This is a genomic window from Lysinibacillus sp. YS11 (genome assembly GCF_002896375.1).
GTDB classification, from domain to species: domain Bacteria; phylum Bacillota; class Bacilli; order Bacillales_A; family Planococcaceae; genus Lysinibacillus; species Lysinibacillus capsici.
In genome coordinates, this window is sequence record NZ_CP026007.1 from 1,696,555 (window position 1) to 1,715,456 (window position 18,902).

Genomic DNA, 18,902 nt, shown 5'->3' on the forward strand with positions numbered 1-18,902 from the left:
CGCACAGAAAATGTCTCTGTGCGTGTTTCCTTATGGATTAGTAAGCTGTCCAGCCACCATCAACAGCAATAACTTGTCCATTCACAAAGCTAGCCTCATCTGAGCCTAGGAAGATCGCTAATTGAGCGATTTCTTCTGGCTGACCAGCCCGCGGATTGATGGATAGTCCTAATGCTTGTCGTGCAGCACCTGTTTGGCTCATATTTGTCATAGAAGAGGCGATATTGGTCATCACTGCTCCTGGAGCAATACCATTACAGCGAATATTTTTATCAGCATACATAAAGGCTGTATTTTTTGTTAAACCAACTACCGCATGTTTTGAAGCTGTATAAGCAGCCCCAGCCCGTGCACCATATAAGCCACCTGCAGAAATATTATTGACAAAGACACCATGACCTTGTGCAAGGAAAATTTCGGTAGCCATACGCATAGAGCGCATAACAGCTGTTGTATTCACTGCAAATACTTTTTCCCATCGTTCATCAGAAATTTCTCCAACTGGCTCCATACCATCCATAATACCTGCATTGTTGACTAATATATCTAATTGACCATAATTCGTTTTTGTTTCATCAAATAAGCGTTGTAAGTCTTCTGTTGATGCGACATTGGTTTGAATGGCAAATGCTGTTCCTCCTGCAGCTTGAATACCTTCCACAACCGCTTGGGCACCCTCTAAATTTAAGTCTGAAACGGCAACCTTAGCGCCTTCTTTTGCATATCCTTCTGCAATGGCTTTCCCCATACCTGAAGCTGCACCTGTCACAATGGCTACTTTACCTTCTAATCTCATCTCAAAGACCTCCTCATAGTAATTTCTTTACTTATTGAACATCTGTTCATTAAAATCATATAATAAAGATGAAAGCGATTTCAATATGCAAAAAAACGGGATGTGTTGAGTAATCAACACATTTGGACAATCTGTTTATTAAGGAGTTGAAAAAATTGCGCACTACGGATTTACGGATTATTAAAACGAAGCAAGCTCTCCACGATGCTTTATTGACCTTGCTTAGCCAAAAACCATTGGAGCAAATCTCCATTGCTGAAATTTGTAGAGAAGCAAAGGTCAATAGAGGAACCTTCTATTTACACTACGAGCAAAAAGAGGGGCTCTTTGAAGAATATTTTCAGGAGATAATGGAGGATTTATATCAATCCTATAAAGAACCCTATCGTGCCGTCACGACATTGGATACAAATCAATTAGATCCCAATACTATCCGTATTTTTCATCATATTGAACGCTTTAAAATGTTTTACCGTATCGTCTTTTCTAAAAATGTCCCGCTGACCTACTATTACATGCTATTTGATGGGATTTATTCCCTGCTAAAACGCGATATTACCACACAGCACATACATCAAATGGAGGATCATATCTCGATCGACTATTATAGTGCCTATCAAGCAAACGCCATCATCGGACTCATCATCCAATGGTATCGCGGCGATTTCAGCGATAGCGTGACCATGTTAAATCAACAGCTAGCAGCTATTTTAAAGAATGTGAGGAGTGGGGGATAGAACGCTTGAATTGAAGGATAGAAGAGAAAAAGTAGCGGATAGAACGCTCACTTTTAAGGATAGAGAGAGAAGTGACGGATAGGACGCCAAAATTGAAGGATAGTATAGGAAAAGTAGCGGATAGAACGCTCAATTTGAAGGATAGAGAGAGAAGTGACGGATAGAACGCCAGAATTGAAGGATAGAAGAGAAAAAGTGGCGGATAGAATGCCCAATTTGAAGGATAGAGTAAGAATCAGTGGATAGGACGCCAGAATTGAAGGATAGAAGAGAAAAAGTGGCGGATAGAACGCTCAATTTGAAGGATAGAGAGAGAAGTGACGGATAGGACGCCAAAATTGAAGGATAGTATAGGAAAAGTAGCGGATAGAACGCTCAATTTGAAGGATAGAGTAAGAAGTGACGGATAGAATGCCAGAATTGAAGGATAGAAGAGAAAAAGTGGCGGATAGAATGCCCAATTTGAAGGATAGAGAGAGAAGTAGCGGATAGAACGCTCAATTTGAAGGATAGAGTAAGAAGCATTGGATAGGACGCCCGAATTGAAGGATAGAAGAGAAAAAGTAGCGGATAGAACGCTCAATTTGAAGGATAGAGTAAGAAGCAGTGGATAGGACGCCCGATTTGAAGGATAGTATAGGAAAAGTAGCGGATAGCCAGCTCAAAGTGAAGGATAGAAGAGAAAGAGTAGCGAATAACCACTCAAAGAGAAGGTCTACATCAACTTGTAGACCTTCTCTTTTCTATTAAATCATCGGACTGGAGCTGGCTTAAATGTGACGATCAACGTAGCGATGGCTAGTGTCACAAAGATGATGATGGCCAATGAGCTACTGTTTTGCAGGAGATTATCAGAACTACCACCAAAGATGATTGTGTAGTAGCCATCTGCTCCATACGAGGCAGGTAGCATGGCAGCGACCTGTTTGTATCCTTCAGATAGCATGGTTTTTGGAACAAGTACACCTGATGTTACTAATTGGAGTGAGAGAGCACAAATATTAAATATCATCCCCATATTCCCAAAGGCAATTACAAATACTTGGGCCAAGCTAAGGAAAGCAAGATACATTACAGATTGGAAGAGATAAATCGACAACAGGCTTTCTTGACTATTGATATTAAAAAGGTGCATCAAACCAATTGTTATGAATGGCAATGTAAAGGCTACGCCCACATTGAGTAGCTGTCGTGCGAGAAACAATTGCCATTTTGATAGGCTGTCTTGAACGAGCTGTGCTGCTTGTTGGTGTTGCATAATCATAACCATCGCTCCCACAAAGGAGGAGATGATGACCATAAGTGGGACAAAGTTTGCAGCAAATCCCTTTACATCATTGGTTTTTACAATCGTACCATCGACGGCATGGTCTTTGACATTCATTACAGTCGTTTTGACAGAAGTGGTAATTTGTTGAGCAGTGTGTTGCTCGAAAGGAAGCTGAGCAAATTGTTGAGCAAAGACTGCAACCGCTTGATTTTGTTGCATTGGATAGAGGGCTTGATTGATTTCTTCTGTTAATTGCTTTGCTACACCCTCCATCATATTTTTCGCTACACTTGCATTGGCTTGATTAATCGCATAAATAATTTCAGCCTCTTTCCCTGCTTGAATTTTATTTGTAAAATCGGATGGAATTTGCATAATCATATTAATTTGTCGTTCGTTTAATGCGCGCTCAGCTTCCTTCATCGAAGAATAGTCCTCCATTGCAAAGGGGATGGAGCCTTTGATGTTCTGTGCTACCTGTTGACCCATTACAGAATCTTCCACAACAATACCAATGCTTAACTGTTCCGCTCTTTCATTGACACCATCATAGGCAGTCATCCAAATTGTAAAGAATATTAATTGGAAGGCAATGGTTGCAACAATGCCGATATAGGTTTCACGAACTCGCAATAGTGCTTGTAAACCTGTCATTTTTTATTCCCCCTAAAATTAAGTAAGTACTTACTTGCATTGATTCGAAAAATTTTTTCTAGGAAACGAGTCCCCTAGAAAAAATAGCAACACTAGTTTGTAAAAGTTCTTCAGTTGGTAAGTCAGACACGATAGTTCCAAGTCGAGCACGTGACATAAAATGACCAAAATTCAAAGCTATAAGCGATAACGCTGCTGCTTCAAAATCAACTTCTCTTATTTTTCCTTGTTGATGCATCTCTTGAAAATAGTGAATGAGCTCCTTTTTTATGAGGAGCGGGAGATTGGCGATTTCCTCACTAATTTCAGGAAATTGAATAGATTCCTTAAAGCCGATCATGACAAAATCTTTAATCGACATTAAAAAATGAAAATGCTTCAGTGAGAAATTTAATAAATCCTTTTCTAATTCCCACGTTACATTTTGATTGATCTCCTGCTGTAGAAGAGGGTAATAAGAAAATTGCTCAATAATGGCTTTTAATAAACCACGTTTGTTGCCAAAGTGACGAAAAAGAGTGACCTCATTGACACCTGCTAATTCTGCAATGGTTTTGGTAGTTGCAGCTGTATAGCCTTTTTCACTAATCAATTGTAGAGCAGCTTCGATAATTCGTTGCGCAGTTCCTTTCGTTGTCAAGAACATACTTCCTTCCATGCAAGTAATTACTTACATCCTAGCATAGTGTACGAGGATCTGCAACACTGTGAATGAGCGTTGACAATTATATCGACTGCTGATATATTTTGAATATATCGACTGGCGATATATTGATAGACGATATAAAGGAGGATTTGTATGACACAGGAGCATCCGCCATTAACAGAGGGCGTTTATTATATTTTATTAGCATTATATGAGGCGAGGCATGGCTATGGCATTATGCAATTGGTGGAAGAAATGAGCAATGGAAGAGTGCGCTTAGGGGCCGGAACCATATATGGTGCGATTAAAACATTGTTGGAACGAGGATGGATAGAGGCACTTGATGGAGATGGCAGAAAGAAAGAATATATTATTACTGAAATTGGAAAAACAGTGGTGGAATATGAAATTTTACGATTAAGGGAACTTTTTGACAATGGTATCCGTATAACGAGAGGAGTTGAATAATATGCATAAATATCGATTGATGATTAATCCCTATGCAATAGAGAAGTGGGTCAATGACATGGCTAGTCAGGGCTGGCACTTAAAAAAATTTACATGGATTCGTTTTACGTTTGAGCGTGGAGAACCAAACAGCTATATTTATCGCCATGATGAATTAGAGCGATTCGGTACGCACTATGAAGAGGAATTTCTCGAATTTCTCAAATCCTCTGACATTGAACAAGTAGACCGCTCTGGAAATTTTGTATTTTTTAGAAAAGCAGCACAGGAAGGTCCATTTGAGCTGTATACAGATAAAAAAACGAAAATTGGTAACCTGTCAAAAAAGATGAGGATCCTGCTTTCTCTTATTCTACTTAATTTGTTCATTGGACTGATCGGTTTAATTGGCGATTTTTCGGAGCAAACAACAGACTGGGTTGGTTTTGCGTTAAATACGCTGAATCTTGTGGTTGTTGTAGTATTTGCCCTCCCATTCTATAAGCTTATGCGTATACGTAATCGATTAAAGAGAGAATTAAATGTATTTTCGGATTAACGAAGCGTCTATTATTTTCCGGGAAATCAGAAAATAATGAAAAAGGAAGCATGATTTTATAGTAGGAGTGATGCAAAATGAAAAAAAGAATGTATCGTTTTTTTATTGATTACGAAAAGGAAGAACGATGGGTCAATGACATGGCAGATCGGGGGTGGAATCTTAAAAAGACAGTAGTAGGCTACTTTGTTTTTGAAAAAGGGACACCAGGTCAATATATTTATCGAAATGAATTTATCAATAGAAAGTCGAAGGATTATTTTGAGTTTCTAGACGAAATGCATATCGAGTGTGTGTCTAAGTTTGGTGGGTGGGCCTATTATCGAAAACCAAAATCGGAGGGCCCTTTTGAGATATTTTCAGATGCTTCCTCGAAAATAAACTATATTAAATCCATGAATCGCATTTTTATATTCGTACTACTGTTAAATTTAATCATTGGTATTTATAATCTATCGCTAGGTTTACGGGAATTCGTTGTAGGATCTATGAATACAAGTGTGGGGTGCATGAATTTGATTGTCGCCTTACTGCTATTCATTCCTATAGTAAAAAATGAAAATCGTAAAAAGGGCTTGAAACAAGACTTACATATATTTGAAGGATAAGGAGGAAGACAACATGACATTACAGTTACAGCAGGTCACAAAGAAGTACAAGGATTTTACAGCTGTAGATGATTTAAATTTTACCATTGAAAAAGGGGAAATTTTCGGTCTAATTGGTCAAAATGGTGCAGGAAAAACAACGACATTCCGAATGATTTTAGATTTACAGGAGACGACAGCGGGGACGATTACTTGGGATGGGCAGCCAGTTAATGCCATTAACCGAGATGTCCTTGGTTATTTACCAGAGGAGCGTGGTATTTTCCCATCAATGAAGGTAGAGGAGCAGCTTTACTTTTTTGGTGAGCTACGTGGCATGAAACGAGCAGAGCTGAAAAAGGAAATAGATTTTTGGATTCAACGCTTTGAACTGGAGGAAAAACGCAAGGATAAGGCAGAAACACTGTCAAAGGGGAATCAGCAAAAGGTACAGCTAATTGCAAGCTTTATCCATAAACCTGCGTTTTTAATTTTAGATGAGCCGTTCAGTGGGCTAGATCCCGTCAATAAAGATTTACTAAAGGATGCTATTTTACTATTGAAAGAGCAAGGCACGACGATTTTGTTCTCCAGTCACCAAATGGACAATGTCGAGGAGCTTTGTGATCATTTGTGTTTATTAAAACGAGGTGTTTCTTTATTTTCTGGAAGCTTACTAGATTTAAAGAAACAATATGGTAAAACAAAGCTTGCTGTCCGTACGGATTGGTCAACAACACAATTATTGGCACTTGAGGGTGTCAAGGATGTGCGTGTAGAGAAGGAGCAAACAGTGCTTACATTAGTGGACGAAAGCTTTGCTCAAGGTATCTTTGAGCAGCTATCCAATGGGAAGTATATTGAAAAATTCAGCTTAGATTATTTATCGTTAGATGAAATCTTTAAAGATAAGGTAGGTGGCCATGTTGTCGAAGTTTAGTTTATTAATGAAGCAATTATATAAAGCTAAAATTAAATCAAAATCCTTTATCTTAATGACTTGTTTATATGTAATTGTCATGTCAGTGGCTGTCTTCTGGTCAGAAATTAAGGAATTATTCACAGGTGATGATGAAGCACAGCAAATCGCGATTATTAATAAAACCTCTGCTGATCTAAGTGGTATTTTTGTCTCGAATGGAGATATGAATTTTATTCAAGATGAGCAAGATGTATCGACCCTTGAAAAAAGAGTAAAGGACGGCAAGCTGGATGCGATTGTGACGATTAACGACCAAAATGGTCAATTACATGCTGAAATTGCTACGTTTACACCACTGAAATTAAACGATCAATCTACATTATCATCCTTATTACAATATGCAGGACAACACTATGCCGTACAACAATTATCGCTTTCACCTGAGCAAGCGGCACAAATCATGGCAGCTCAAACAACAATTTCAACGAAAAACTTAAATGAGGCATCAACAGGTGGAAAAAGTGAAGAAGAAAAGCAATCAGGGCTAGTAGTTTCCTATGCGGTAGGGATTTTAATCTATTTCTTTATTTCTACTTTCCTATCGATGATTACGACTGAAATAGCCTCTGAAAAAGGCTCACGCGCAATGGAAATGCTGTTAGTTAGTGTCAAACCTGGGACACATTTTAAAGCAAAAATTGCTGGAGTTTTATTGCTCGCTTTAACACAGATGGGTATTATTGCGATTGTGTTCCTTATCTATGCGAAGTTTATCAAAGGTGGAATGGTTTGGGATGCAGCTGCTAGCATTGTCAAGGAATTGTCCGTTGGCTATGTCATCTATGCTATCGTATTCCTACTGTTAACAGTTATCCTTTATCTTATTATCGGTGCATTATTTGGCTCTTTAGTATCGAAAGTAGAAGAGGCGGGTCAAGTATTAATGCCTGCGATGATTATTACGATTATTGGCTTCTATGTTATGCTGACAGGCATGGGGAATCCAGATACAATTATCATTAAAATATTCTCTTATATCCCACTAACTTCTGGAATGATCATGCCAATGCGTATTGGCGCTACAGATATCGGTGGCATTGTACCATTACTTTCTTTAGGAATTTTAGTCGTAACGATTGTTGTCGTATACCTATTCAGTTTATCGTTCTATAAACGTAGTGTATTGACATATAGCTCTGGCGGCGTCATTCAAAAAATTAAAACGGTATTAAAGGTAACAACATAACATAATGGCAGCTACATGGATAATGTAGCTGCTTTTTTGGTGTCATGGTGCCATTGTTAGCAAACAATGTAAAGGAATTTACGGAATCAGTCGAATTTTGGCTAGAAAGAAGCTATAATTTATAAAAGGGGATGAGATGATGTTAGCTAAATCAGAGGTGGAGGCAATTCTTGACCGATCATCAAATCAGCGTTTAGCAACAATCGAAGAAAAAGCGCAGCTCTTTCAAAAGCTTCAACAGCTGTGCGCTAAAGAAATAGCAGAAATTCTTCACTATTGCACTGAAGTGGAAATTTTTGTTGATAATGCTCACCCTAATCAATATAGTTTGCAATATAAGGTACACCAGAATGGCTATTGTATAGCAGATTCGTATTTTTTCATCCTATAGAAAATGAAACTTTTTTACATGGTAATCGTAAGTAATTAGTAGAGATAAATTGCAGGGGGTAAACATATGTCTGAATTCAACAATGATCTTTTAAAATCCAAGGACCCATTCGCTTCAGAAAATCCTTTATTACAGCCAAATCCACTTTTACAGCAAACGGCTGAGCAAAAGCCAGTACTTGTATCTGAGCAGGAACTATCACAAATCGCTCAAAACCAGCTAATGTTAAAGCAGGATCCAGAGGTTCATACACTTGCACAAAAAATTGATGTCAAAGATCAAATTGCCATGCTAGAGCTCGGTAAAGAAACGGCAAGTGGCATTTCAACCTTTTCTGATAAAATGCTCGCAACGATGAAAGCTAGTAAGCTGGAAGAATCGAGTGTGCTTTTAAATAACCTGAATAAAATTATGGATAAATTTGATCCACAGGATTTTGCGGAAGAGAAAAAGGGCGGTTTCATCTCCAAGCTCTTTAACAAAGGAAAAGAGCAATTGGAAAGGTTCTTATCTAAGTATGACAGCATGAATAAAGAAGTGGATGTCATTTACCGTGAAATCCAAAAATATGAAGGGGAAATGAAGCGTAATACCATTGACCTTGAAAATTTGTATGATCAAAACTTAAACTACTTCCAATCATTAAGTAAATTTGTTGCAGCTATTGAAGTGAAAACAGAAGAGGTTCGTGCGTCTTTACCAGCACTTGAACAAAAGGCTCAAAGTGGTGATCAATTGGCAGCTATGGAATATGAAACAATGCTTCGCGCTGTGGAATTATTAGAGCAACGTCGCTATGATTTAGAAATGGCACAACAAGTATCATTCCAATCAGCACCACAAATTCGCTTAATGCAGCAAGGGAACAATCATCTAATTGCCAAGATTAATTCTGCCTTTGTCACAACGATTCCGATCTTTAAGCAGGGGCTTATTCACGCAGTGACATTAAAGCGTCAAAAGTTGATTTCTGATTCTATGGTGGAACTAGATCGCCGTACGAATGAAATGCTTGTGCGTAATGCAGAAAATATTAGTAAGAACAGTGTGAATATTGCTCGTCAAGCTGGTAGCCCAAGCATTAAAATCGAAACCATTGAAACAACATGGCAAACAATTATGGCTGGTATTCAAGAAACAAAGCAAATTCAAGCAGAAACAGCAAGAAACCGTGAAGAAGGTCGTAAACGTATTGAGCGTTTGCAATTGGAGTATGAGAAACTGAAAAAAATGTAAGGCTAAAGCTTCTTGCAGCTATTGTTGCAAGAGGCTTTTTTTATGGAAAGGGTAGGCAGATAGAGGCTCCTTCCACACAAGGGAAATGATCTTTGACAAAAAGCAAAATAGTGATTATGATAATGTTAAATGAGAATGATTATCAAATAGAAAAGGAAGCGGAAAGATGCTACACAAAGGTATTCGATTACATGTAATTATTCGTGGAGGAGTGAAAAAATAAATGGCAAATAAAATAAATCCCTCTACATTGTCGTATGAGCCGTTTAAAGATGGAACGCTTGCTCTATACACGACAGATAGCTTAATGATTGTACCGCAAAGTCGCTATCTAGAGCTTTTGCATATGGAAGAGTTATATAATGCTATGTATAAGGATTTAGATAACAAGCAAAATGGTTTAGAACGAGAACGAAAAATGCTAAAAAAACAAAATGCACAGCTAACAGAGGATCTACAAAAGTTAAAGCAGCAAAACACGGTCTTGCAGAAAAAGGTCACTGAATATAATTGTGTGGTGGAGGAGATGAAGGTGCTCCGTCAACAAAATACAGACCTTCTCATTGAACTAAGTAAATATACAGCGATGTCAAGAGAGTCATTGACGGGGCCCTTGAAGTCGATGATTCGAGATATGCGTGAGCAAGGGGTTGGAATTAAAGAAATCCATATTCGCATCAAGCGCCAAATCAATCCAGAGATTAGCTATAGTACTGTACGCAAGTATATTTCTGAGCTAGAGTCGGAACAAAAAGGTTAACAGCTTATAAAAGGAACTAGAAATTTGGCATTTACAGCAGCTACTCAAAGTCCTATAATGAGTCTATTCTTTAACTAGTTTAAGATTATAGGAAATCGTTAACCGATTTCAGTAAGAGTAGGAGCGTTAATATCATGTCAAATGAGAAAAAAGGAGTTTTGGCAGCCTTTTTTGCCTATGCCTTTTGGGGAGCATTCCCTCTATATTGGAAATTACTTGAGCATGTACCAAGTATGGAGATTTTATTATCCCGTGTCATTTGGTCCTTTGTCTTTACGGTGCTGGCAGTACTCGTATTTCGAATGCGTCAGGATCTCGTAGCAGATTTAAAATATTTATGGTCACATCAAAAGCATTTCTGGCAGCTTGCGGGTGCATCCTTTGTCATTTCAATGAACTGGTATTTATATATTTGGGCAGTGACGCATAATCATCTCATTGAAACGAGCTTAGGTTATTATATTAATCCGCTATTGTCTGTAATTTTCGGGGTGATTTTCTTTAAAGAATCGCTGAGTCGTGCACAATGGGTAGCAACAGGAATTGCTTTTATTGCGGTGATTATTTTAACGATCAATTACGGCTCAGTACCTTGGGTAGCTTTATTGATTGCGCTATCTTTTGCTATTTATGGTGTGCTGAAAAAGAAAATTACACTGGATGCTACAAGAGGCCTAGCCATTGAAACGTTATTGATTTTACCCTTTGCATTAGGCTATTATGTCTATCTTTTTGCTACACATCAAGCCTCGTTTTTACATGTCGATGTTAAAACAGATATTTTGATGATCTTTAGTGGTTTAGTAACAGCCGTCCCGCTTATTTTATTTGCGAAGGGGGCACAAAATATTCCTTTATATTTACTAGGGTTTATCCAATATGTATCGCCAACGATTGTCTTGATTTTAGGCATCGTGCTGTACAAAGAGCCATTTAGTCAGGTTGAGCTCCTTGCATTCAGCATTATTTGGGCTGCTTTACTTTTATTTTCTGGTTCGAAAATTATAGAAACAAGAAAAGCCCATCATAAATCAGTTTCGTAAAAGACTTGTAGATTTTTCTACAGGTCTTTTTTTGTAACTTTTACCACTTCGCTATGGAATACACAAAACTTTTTTATTCCTTATCGGATTAGGCTGCTAGATTGTCTTCTATTTTGTTTAATCGTATCTTAAAGATCGATGAGGCTAACAATGAATAACTCATTCACCGCTGCTTTATATTGCGCTAAATGCAAGACTGCATAATGAAAGCCCCTAGCGTTTATTTCACCACTCACAGTTGATGTGGCAGAGGCTGTAGGGATTATAAAAATAAATAAGAAAATGAAGGTAAACAGGCAATGGGGAGTCTTTTGTTGCATTTGGGTACTCCCTCCAAATAGAGTCTTTTTGATAGATTCGACAAAATAGGAGAAAACCTTTTGAAGGTAGGTACCTTTACTTTCCTGTTAGCATATAGTAAAATGTCAATAATTAGATAACAATGATCAATTAATGAGAGGTGCTTTTTGTGAGTGCGGTAGGTTCTAACTAGGTAAAAATTGAATGAAATAGTGGCGATGACGACAGCAGGGGATACATGTTATGAACACCCCTTATTTTGTCATGGATCTATTTCAACAACCTATGTAGATACCTACAATACTTTATTAAGCGTGGCAGATAGGATAGAAACTTCAATTAGCTGAAGTTTTATTTGTGATGCCAGGAAAACGCGCCTTTTAAAGATAGAGCTGTGGGGATTCCTCACAGCTTTTTTATTTTGTTTAAACCATCATTGCTATCTATTATTGGGTAGGTATCTTCATGTATGATAAAACATTACAATGAGGAGCAAAAAGAAATGAATAATACTACACTTGAAAAATTACAATATCATGAATTAAAGGACATCGTTAAATCCTATTGTGTCAGCGGGTTAGGAAAACAGCTTTTAGATAAATTAATGCCAAGCTCAAACTTAACAGTGGTAAAAAATCGGTTGAATGAAACAACAGAAGCTCGTGCAATATTGGATGCAGAGGGGCATGTTCCGTTTTTAGGGGTATCGAATATTGAGCATATTATGACAAAGCTTGAAAAGGGAATGCTTCTAGATCCCAGTGAGCTAGTGAGTATCTCTGATTTTTTACGAGGCTGCCGCAATATCAAAAAATTTATGTTAGATAAGGCATTTTTTGCGCCTGTTCTTTCCTCTTACGCTCATTCTATGGCTGAATTTAAAAGCGTGGAGGAGGAAATTAATTTTGCGATCAAAGCCAATCGTGTAGATTCGGCTGCTAGTCGTGAATTAAAACGCATCCGACATCATATGGAAACGACAGAGGAAAAAATTAAAGAACGTTTAACGAAATTTTTAAATAACAGTGCCAATAAACCGTATATTCAGGAATTTTTTATTAGTCAAAAGGATGATCGCTATACGATTCCGATTAAGGCGACCTATAAAAATCATGTACAGGGTACGGTCGTTGAAATTTCCTCAAAAGGGGCAACCGTTTTTATGGAGCCAAGTGTTGTCGCTAAATTAAATGTAGAATTAGCTACCTTAAAGGCTGAGGAAGCCGTGGAGGAATATCAGATTTTAGCTTCTTTATCAGGGCTATTGATGGAACATCTTCATGCCATCACCATTAACATGGAGTTGATTAGTCAATACGATATGGTTTTTGCCAAAGCGAAGTTCAGTAGACAAATTGGTGGTAGGGAGCCACGTATAAATGATTACGGTTATATTCAACTAATCAATGGTAAGCATCCATTACTACCAGGAAATGCGGTACCCCTTCAATTTTCCATCGCGAAAGACTACCGTAGCTTAATTATTACAGGTCCAAACGCTGGTGGGAAAACAGTTGTGTTGAAAACCATTGGCCTTTTAACATTAGCTACGATGTCGGGCTTCCATATTGTAGCGGACGAAGGAACGGAAATGGCTGTATTTGATCATATCTTTGTTGATATTGGCGATAATCAAAGTATAGAGAATGCACTTAGTACGTTTTCTTCTCATATGAAAAATCTTTCCGATATTATGAGAGCTGCTAATAATCATACACTCTTACTGTTTGATGAAATTGGCAGTGGAACAGAGCCAAATGAAGGAGCTGCACTAGCCATTGCGATATTAGAAGAATTTTATCAAATGGGCTGTATAACTGTGGCAACTACACATTATGGTGAAATTAAACGATTTTCTGAAATGCATCCTGATTTTATGAATGCGGCAATGCGCTTCCATGCTGATACATTAGAGCCTTTGTACCAATTACTCATCGGCACCTCTGGAGAAAGCAATGCCTTATGGATTTCTAAAAAAATGAATGTCCGCGAAGGTGTTTTACAAAGAGCAAAGGATTATATAAATAATAAACAATATCAACTGACGATCGTTCAGGACAGTAAAATTCGAAAGCCTAAAGAAGAGAAAAAAAGCTTGGCAGCAGCTTATACATTTGCAAAGGGGGATCGTGTGAAATTATTGGACTATGATGATGTGGGATTGGTATATGAAGAAATGAATCCGTACAATAATGTCAGCGTATTCTATCAGGGGCAAATACTAGAGATGAATGTAAAGCGGCTTGCCCTTGAATTACCTGCAACAGAGTTATACCCTGAAGGCTATGATTTAGAGACATTATTTGTAGACTATCAGGATCGGAAGCTTCAGCACGATATCGAACGTGGGTCGAAAAAAGCGTTACGCAAGATCCATAAACAAATAAAGAGTGATCGTCAGCAATAAAAACAAGGGATTGCACAGCCTCGTGCAATCCCTTTACTAATTAAGTTATGGAATCAATCTGTGCCTTAATCGTTCGATAGACTTCCTCAATTTTTCGTTTATAGGGCAAATCCACTAAATCCAGTGAATCTGTATAGGCCATTTTCGCAATTTCATAGGCTGTTGTTAGCTCACCAAAATGTGCATAGCAAAGGGCTTTATAGGAAAAGCATTCATTTAAGCTTAAAATATCATATGGATGATTAATATAGATCGGTCTGTGTTTATACTGTTCGAATGCAGCCTTCGCCTCCTCATATTGTCCAAGTAAATATAAGGATTTTCCTTTTTCAGCATAGTAAAAGTTTGGATCTAGCTTGTCTAAATAATCATCGTGTCTAAGCTGATAAAAACGTTCTATTTCCATCAGAGCCTGCTCATAATTATTGCTGTAATTATTACAATAATGTGCCTTCAATACAAAAATAAAAGCATCAACCTCAACACGTTCAGCAAATGCCTGATATTGCTCCAGTTTCATAAACATATGATTGGTTTGTTCAAAATCACGATCAATCATGGCACAATAGGCACCAATTCTGTACATATTATCAATCTGATAGAACAGTTGGTTTTTATGAGCATTGGCAATCGTCTCTTGAATTAATTTTTTCCCTTCCTCATGCTCACCAATTGCAAGTTGGAAAATACTTGTATAATAAGTCATTAATAAGGCATCACGAGAATCGAGCTGATAGTCCTCTTGTTCGATAATTTCCTTTGCCTGTAAGATACGATCGTACGCCAATGTATATTGACGTTTTGCTGCTAAAATAGCCATCTCGAGGATAAAGGTTTTGAACCAATGGCTGAGTAAATTAATTTCCTTAAAAATAGTGCGGGCTTGCTGAAGCGGGACTTCCCATGTTGTTAATCCAGCTTCATACTGGGCATCTGCGTAAATATACAATAAACGGCCAGCTTCATAACTTTGAGGCAGGCCCTCCACAGACGGCTTAATTAAATCGACAATTTCTTGATGATGATGAGCATCACCACGTTTTACTTCTGCAAATAAACTTTCCACCTGCTCTAATAGCTGGCGTATGGAGGATGGGGTTACTTCTTCCAGTAATTCACTAGCTTTTACACCTAAACGTTCAGCAATATAGTCAAGGCTTTCCATAGAAGGCTTAGCCTTATCATTTTCTATTTGGCTTAACATTCCTTTAGTTAGACGATCACCGGCAAGTGCCTCTAATGTTAATTTTTGTTCTTTCCTTAATTTGCGAATTCGTGTGCCTAAAGAGTCCACTGCCTCGCCTCCTTTTGTTTAATTATATTAAACTTTTGCTTGCATGAAAAGAGGAAGCTGTGGTATATTTTGTTTAACATAATTAAACTTTTTAATTTAGTTAAATAATGGAGGGATTTAGATGAATGAAGCGGAAAAATTAAAAAAGGCGACCTATCACTTATGGACGTTCACGGCGAGTAAAATGATTGCCATGTTGGGTGCAAACGTCATGGCATTCGGTATTAGCTTGTATATTTTAGCGATGACTGGGTCGGCAATGAGCTTCGCTACCAATATGATTTGTTCAGTATTACCCCGCGCACTTGTGGCACCCTTAGCAGGCTATGTCGCAGATAATTTTTCAAAAAACGCACAATATTAATAGCACAGGCAGGAACCATTTTGACAGTAGGGGGATTACTGCTTTATACAGAAACAGTAGGAATGTCCGTTTATGCTATATACATAGCTACTGTTTTTAATACTATTTGCTCAGCCTTTTCTGGTGTAACGTTTTCATCAGCAATTGCCACACTTGTCAATCCAGAGAGATTACAACGTGCGATGTCATTTAACCAAATGTCAATGTCCGTAGCTGCAATTGGAGGACCAGTCATTGGTGGTATGATGTATGGATTTTTTAATATGGATGTATTTTTAATGGTGAATATGGTGGCCTATGCGATTGCCTTTTGTTTAGAGGCAACAATGGATTTTAACCTTTATAGTACAAGAGGGGAAGATACGAAAAAAGAAAAGATGTGGGAAGGGCTGAAAAGTGGTTTTCATTATATCAAGCAACGTAACGTCATTAAGACCATTATGTGGGTAGCATTGTGGATCAACCTATTCTTTTCTGCCATCGCTGTTGGAGGAACGTACATCATTATTGAATTGCTAAAAGTAGAATCCACACACTTTGGCTTTATTGAAGCGTCTGGTGCATTAGGTATGCTCTTAGCATCCCTTTATTTCGCAACAAGATCTGAAGTAAAGGTACCTTTACGCTTTTCGAAAATCAGCTTATTACTATTGGCGGGAAGTGTTGGCTTAGCAGTCATCCCTTTAGTTACTGATTTTTCCTATATAGCTATTGTGATCTTCTATCTCATCATTTACTTTATTTTCGCAATTTTCGAAATGGGGATAAATATGCCCATCGGGGTGTATATGCAAAAAATCATTGCGGAAGAGTACCGTGGGCGTGTTTTTGGGCTAATGGAGACGATGGCGATGTCCATGATGCCGATTGGTATGGTAGTCTATGGCATGTTATATGATACATTACCAGCAACTATTATTTTACCAGTAACGAGTGTCATTATTATTATCATTTCACTTGTGATGCTGCGCTCATCTATTTTAAAAGAGGCACATCCAGAGTATTATGAAAAAGCAGCTCTCCCAGAAGGTGTTGCGAACACAACAACTTAAAAGAACAGGCATGCGGTGAAATGCATGCCTGTTCTTTTACTGATCATCAATAACAATATAGGTTGCTTGAATAGGGCCATGGACACCAACGATAAGAATCATTTCGATATCGGCTGAGTTACTTGGTCCCGTAACAAAGTTGATACAGGAAGCAATTTTTTCACCCTGACGGATTTTTTCACTAATCCAACGAGCTGCCTGTGTCATACGAGGCACAATTGTACTTTTAGGAATGATAATGATCGACTTTTCAGGTAAAAAGCTAATGCTTCTCCCTCTATCTTTGCTACTAAAAAGCACGGCAGTCCCCGATTCTGCTAACGTCATTTCACTAATTGTCACGCCAATATTTGCTTTTTCAGCTTGACGGATATTTTCCTCAGGTTGCTGTGAATCCCATTCATAAAGCTGAATATTGGCTTGTGGCCATTGTTCGTTCATAAGTGCAGATAATCCGTAGTCCTGGAACCGTTTATCCTTCCATGTAATAACAGACTGACCTCCATACTTGTCAACAACGTCCTGTAAATCCTCTGGAAGTGTGGCAGTATTAGAAATGACAATATTGGTATGGATGTTGGCACACTGTTTAATTAATATTTCCACCAATTCATCCTTTGTCGCATCTTTGAGCACACGATCTTGTGGCTGATACTGCCAAGTTGGTCGTGGTAGTTCTGTCTTAGGCGAACGTCCGAGCTGCTTCGCAATATTTGCTAAAAAGGTTTCTCGATGCTGAATCATACCAGTCATTATTGCCCGCCTCCTTTTGTACGATGCTTCATCCAGTCTCTAAAGCTGTCTTTACTTGGTGCAGGGAAATCCCTTGCCTCAGTCCATGCTTTTAATGGGCCTGGCCCTTTAGAAATAGTCTTGTTTTTGGTAAATGGAGACATGGCAGGTGCAGCCATTTTTGTCGCCATTTTATAAAGGGTAGGGGAGGAAGCCCCTAGACCAAATGCCTTCATTAAAAGCTTTTCAGAGATAGGTGCCTTACCCTCATTTTCAACAATGACCTGACGATGGCGATGAATGAGCTGATGTAATGGAATTTTAACAGGGCATGCATCTGTACAAGCACCACACAATGTAGAAGCATAGGGCAGTTCTTTAAAATCATCGTAGCCTCCTAAAAGTGGAGAGAGCACAACACCTACAGGTCCAGAGTAGATAGAGCCATACGTATGCCCACCAACATGACGATAGACAGGGCAAGCATTAACACAGGCAGCACAGCGAATGCATTGTAAAATAGGCTGGAATTCACTACCTAAAATAGCCGAGCGTCCATTATCAACAATAACTAAATGAAATTCCTCTGGTCCATCCGTATCCTCTTCGTCCTTTACGCCTGTTAACGTTGTAATATAGCTCGTTAGCTTTTGACCGACAGCACTTCTTGTTAATAAACTAACAAGGACCTCCATTTCTTTAAATGTAGGAACTATTCTTTCCATTCCCATAACTGTGATTTGTGTTTTTGGTAGCGCTGTTACTAAATCAGCATTGCCCTCATTCGTAACGAGTGTAATCGATCCACTTTCAGCAATAGCAAAATTACAGCCTGTAATACCAATATCGGCTGTTAAATATTCCTGTCTTAATTTTTCACGTACATAAAGGGCAAGTTCCTCTGGTTTTTCTGTTTGACTGTAGCCTTGTTTTTCCTTAAAAACATCTCGAATTTGCTCCTTATTTTTATGCAAGGCTGGCGCCACAATATGCGAAGGGGGCTCGTGATCTGCCACCTGCAAAATATATTCACCTAGGTCTGTCTCAATCACTTCACAACCAAGCGCTTCTAAAGCTGTATTTAAGTTAATTTCTTCTGTTACCATTGATTTGGATTTCACAATTTTTGCTGCATTTTTCTTTTTAGCAATGCTTTGAATATAGTCGGTTGCTTCCTGTGCAGTTTGCGCAAAGAACACATGCCCACCTCGTTTGGCAACATTTTCACTTAATTGATAAAGGTAATAATCAAGATTTGCTAAAACATGCTTGCGAATTTCCTCTCCATGAGAACGCCATTCTTCCCAATGTCCTAATTCCTCTGCTTGTTGAAGGCGACGTGTTTGAAAGCGTTCTTGGGCACTCGAAACCGCACGACGCATAAACTGATTATCTAGCTCTTTCGTGACACGTTGTTGAAACCGATCATCACTTGTTTTCATGGCCATGTTTATTTCCC

General features: G+C 38.4%; 20 protein-coding genes. 13 read left to right on the forward strand and 7 right to left on the reverse strand.

The genetic code is table 11. The features are described from left to right. Positions 1 to 37 precede the first annotated feature (37 nt). Entirely contained in the window at positions 38 to 796 is a 759-nt protein-coding gene (locus LBYS11_RS08040; protein ID WP_048390161.1) for an SDR family oxidoreductase, read from the reverse strand. Between the two features lie 155 nt (positions 797 to 951). Here LBYS11_RS08040 and LBYS11_RS08045 point away from each other — a divergent pair, with 155 nt between their 5' ends. Then, a complete protein-coding gene (locus LBYS11_RS08045; protein WP_103117804.1) occupies positions 952 to 1,533 on the forward strand; it encodes a TetR/AcrR family transcriptional regulator in 582 nt (193 codons plus the stop codon). 751 nt (positions 1,534 to 2,284) lie between these two features. On the opposite strand, the gene LBYS11_RS08050 is transcribed toward LBYS11_RS08045, so the two are convergent. Both LBYS11_RS08050 and LBYS11_RS08055 read right to left on the reverse strand, forming a co-directional pair. Continuing rightward, a complete protein-coding gene (locus tag LBYS11_RS08050; RefSeq protein WP_103117805.1) occupies positions 2,285 to 3,457 on the reverse strand; it encodes a YhgE/Pip domain-containing protein in 1,173 nt (390 codons plus the stop codon). 58 nt (positions 3,458 to 3,515) lie between these two features. Beyond that, a complete protein-coding gene (locus LBYS11_RS08055) occupies positions 3,516 to 4,103 on the reverse strand; it encodes a TetR/AcrR family transcriptional regulator (protein ID WP_227744833.1) in 588 nt (195 codons plus the stop codon). A gap of 153 nt (positions 4,104 to 4,256) precedes the next feature. Here LBYS11_RS08055 and LBYS11_RS08060 point away from each other — a divergent pair, with 153 nt between their 5' ends. The 9 genes from LBYS11_RS08060 to rarD all read left to right on the forward strand — a co-directional run bounded on the left by LBYS11_RS08060 (position 4,257) and on the right by rarD (position 11,294). After that, positions 4,257 to 4,571: a PadR family transcriptional regulator gene (locus LBYS11_RS08060; protein ID WP_103117806.1), complete on the forward strand. Its 315-nt coding sequence runs from the start codon at positions 4,257 to 4,259 to the stop codon at positions 4,569 to 4,571. 1 nt (position 4,572) lies between these two features. Next, entirely contained in the window at positions 4,573 to 5,109 is a 537-nt protein-coding gene (locus LBYS11_RS08065) for a DUF2812 domain-containing protein (protein WP_103117807.1), read from the forward strand. Between the two features lie 77 nt (positions 5,110 to 5,186). Beyond that, the gene (locus LBYS11_RS08070) at positions 5,187 to 5,717 is read left to right on the forward strand and encodes a DUF2812 domain-containing protein (RefSeq protein ID WP_066037731.1); all 531 of its coding nucleotides are present in this window, start codon (positions 5,187 to 5,189) and stop codon (positions 5,715 to 5,717) included. Between the two features lie 13 nt (positions 5,718 to 5,730). After that, a complete protein-coding gene (locus tag LBYS11_RS08075; RefSeq protein WP_103117808.1) occupies positions 5,731 to 6,636 on the forward strand; it encodes an ABC transporter ATP-binding protein in 906 nt (301 codons plus the stop codon). A 7-nt stretch (positions 6,637 to 6,643) separates the two neighbouring features. Further along, positions 6,644 to 7,864 carry an ABC transporter permease gene (locus tag LBYS11_RS08080; RefSeq protein WP_233732565.1) on the forward strand — a complete coding sequence of 407 codons (1,221 nt, stop codon included), beginning with the start codon at positions 6,644 to 6,646 and terminating at the stop codon, positions 7,862 to 7,864. 139 nt (positions 7,865 to 8,003) lie between these two features. Continuing rightward, positions 8,004 to 8,255, forward strand: coding sequence for a hypothetical protein (locus tag LBYS11_RS08085; RefSeq protein ID WP_103117809.1), 252 nt, complete (start codon positions 8,004 to 8,006; stop codon positions 8,253 to 8,255). 66 nt (positions 8,256 to 8,321) lie between these two features. Further along, positions 8,322 to 9,491 (forward strand): toxic anion resistance protein, encoded by a 1,170-nt coding sequence (locus LBYS11_RS08090; protein ID WP_048390185.1) that lies wholly within the window; start codon positions 8,322 to 8,324, stop codon positions 9,489 to 9,491. 223 nt (positions 9,492 to 9,714) lie between these two features. Beyond that, positions 9,715 to 10,251, forward strand: coding sequence for a hypothetical protein (locus LBYS11_RS08095; RefSeq protein WP_048390186.1), 537 nt, complete (start codon positions 9,715 to 9,717; stop codon positions 10,249 to 10,251). A 134-nt stretch (positions 10,252 to 10,385) separates the two neighbouring features. Further along, complete coding sequence (rarD, locus tag LBYS11_RS08100) at positions 10,386 to 11,294, forward strand: EamA family transporter RarD (RefSeq protein WP_048390187.1); 909 nt, start codon at positions 10,386 to 10,388, stop codon at positions 11,292 to 11,294. A gap of 128 nt (positions 11,295 to 11,422) precedes the next feature. Here rarD and LBYS11_RS08105 read toward each other — a convergent pair whose 3' ends face one another. Next, positions 11,423 to 11,614, reverse strand: coding sequence for a hypothetical protein (locus LBYS11_RS08105; RefSeq protein WP_103117810.1), 192 nt, complete (start codon positions 11,612 to 11,614; stop codon positions 11,423 to 11,425). Positions 11,615 to 12,096: 482 nt separating this feature from the next. On the opposite strand from LBYS11_RS08105, the gene LBYS11_RS08110 reads away from it, so the two are divergent. After that, positions 12,097 to 14,001: an endonuclease MutS2 gene (locus LBYS11_RS08110; RefSeq protein ID WP_103117811.1), complete on the forward strand. Its 1,905-nt coding sequence runs from the start codon at positions 12,097 to 12,099 to the stop codon at positions 13,999 to 14,001. 40 nt (positions 14,002 to 14,041) lie between these two features. Here LBYS11_RS08110 and LBYS11_RS08115 read toward each other — a convergent pair whose 3' ends face one another. Beyond that, positions 14,042 to 15,295, reverse strand: a complete 1,254-nt coding sequence (locus LBYS11_RS08115; RefSeq protein WP_103117812.1) for a helix-turn-helix domain-containing protein — start codon at positions 15,293 to 15,295, stop codon at positions 14,042 to 14,044. Between the two features lie 121 nt (positions 15,296 to 15,416). Here LBYS11_RS08115 and LBYS11_RS23530 point away from each other — a divergent pair, with 121 nt between their 5' ends. Both LBYS11_RS23530 and LBYS11_RS08120 read left to right on the forward strand, forming a co-directional pair. Continuing rightward, a complete protein-coding gene (locus LBYS11_RS23530; RefSeq protein WP_233732571.1) occupies positions 15,417 to 15,659 on the forward strand; it encodes a hypothetical protein in 243 nt (80 codons plus the stop codon). 20 nt (positions 15,660 to 15,679) lie between these two features. Further along, positions 15,680 to 16,711 carry an MFS transporter gene (locus LBYS11_RS08120; RefSeq protein WP_233732575.1) on the forward strand — a complete coding sequence of 344 codons (1,032 nt, stop codon included), beginning with the start codon at positions 15,680 to 15,682 and terminating at the stop codon, positions 16,709 to 16,711. 36 nt (positions 16,712 to 16,747) lie between these two features. Here LBYS11_RS08120 and LBYS11_RS08125 read toward each other — a convergent pair whose 3' ends face one another. Continuing rightward, entirely contained in the window at positions 16,748 to 17,464 is a 717-nt protein-coding gene (locus LBYS11_RS08125; protein WP_103117813.1) for a LutC/YkgG family protein, read from the reverse strand. Beyond that, positions 17,464 to 18,891 (reverse strand): LutB/LldF family L-lactate oxidation iron-sulfur protein, encoded by a 1,428-nt coding sequence (locus LBYS11_RS08130; RefSeq protein ID WP_103117814.1) that lies wholly within the window; start codon positions 18,889 to 18,891, stop codon positions 17,464 to 17,466. Before LBYS11_RS08130 ends, LBYS11_RS08125 begins: the two co-directional genes overlap by 1 nt. Positions 18,892 to 18,902 lie beyond the last annotated feature (11 nt).

What these genes read in the sequence shown, in the direction of transcription:
- LBYS11_RS08125 (WP_103117813.1), bottom strand. Translation starts at nt 17,464, where the DNA reads ATGACTGGTATGATTCAGCATCGAGAAACCTTTTTAGCAAATATTGCG.
- LBYS11_RS08075 (WP_103117808.1), top strand. Translation starts at nt 5,731, where the DNA reads ATGACATTACAGTTACAGCAGGTCACAAAGAAGTACAAGGATTTTACA.
- LBYS11_RS08040 (WP_048390161.1), bottom strand. Translation starts at nt 796, where the DNA reads ATGAGATTAGAAGGTAAAGTAGCCATTGTGACAGGTGCAGCTTCAGGT.
- LBYS11_RS08065 (WP_103117807.1), top strand. Translation starts at nt 4,573, where the DNA reads ATGCATAAATATCGATTGATGATTAATCCCTATGCAATAGAGAAGTGG.
- LBYS11_RS08050 (WP_103117805.1), bottom strand. Translation starts at nt 3,457, where the DNA reads ATGACAGGTTTACAAGCACTATTGCGAGTTCGTGAAACCTATATCGGC.
- LBYS11_RS08070 (WP_066037731.1), top strand. Translation starts at nt 5,187, where the DNA reads ATGAAAAAAAGAATGTATCGTTTTTTTATTGATTACGAAAAGGAAGAA.
- LBYS11_RS08105 (WP_103117810.1), bottom strand. Translation starts at nt 11,614, where the DNA reads ATGCAACAAAAGACTCCCCATTGCCTGTTTACCTTCATTTTCTTATTT.
- LBYS11_RS08085 (WP_103117809.1), top strand. Translation starts at nt 8,004, where the DNA reads ATGTTAGCTAAATCAGAGGTGGAGGCAATTCTTGACCGATCATCAAAT.
- rarD (WP_048390187.1), top strand. Translation starts at nt 10,386, where the DNA reads ATGTCAAATGAGAAAAAAGGAGTTTTGGCAGCCTTTTTTGCCTATGCC.
- LBYS11_RS08055 (WP_227744833.1), bottom strand. Translation starts at nt 4,103, where the DNA reads ATGTTCTTGACAACGAAAGGAACTGCGCAACGAATTATCGAAGCTGCT.
- LBYS11_RS08095 (WP_048390186.1), top strand. Translation starts at nt 9,715, where the DNA reads ATGGCAAATAAAATAAATCCCTCTACATTGTCGTATGAGCCGTTTAAA.
- LBYS11_RS08080 (WP_233732565.1), top strand. Translation starts at nt 6,644, where the DNA reads ATGAAGCAATTATATAAAGCTAAAATTAAATCAAAATCCTTTATCTTA.
- LBYS11_RS08110 (WP_103117811.1), top strand. Translation starts at nt 12,097, where the DNA reads ATGAATAATACTACACTTGAAAAATTACAATATCATGAATTAAAGGAC.
- LBYS11_RS08130 (WP_103117814.1), bottom strand. Translation starts at nt 18,891, where the DNA reads ATGGCCATGAAAACAAGTGATGATCGGTTTCAACAACGTGTCACGAAA.
- LBYS11_RS08060 (WP_103117806.1), top strand. Translation starts at nt 4,257, where the DNA reads ATGACACAGGAGCATCCGCCATTAACAGAGGGCGTTTATTATATTTTA.
- LBYS11_RS23530 (WP_233732571.1), top strand. Translation starts at nt 15,417, where the DNA reads ATGAATGAAGCGGAAAAATTAAAAAAGGCGACCTATCACTTATGGACG.
- LBYS11_RS08090 (WP_048390185.1), top strand. Translation starts at nt 8,322, where the DNA reads ATGTCTGAATTCAACAATGATCTTTTAAAATCCAAGGACCCATTCGCT.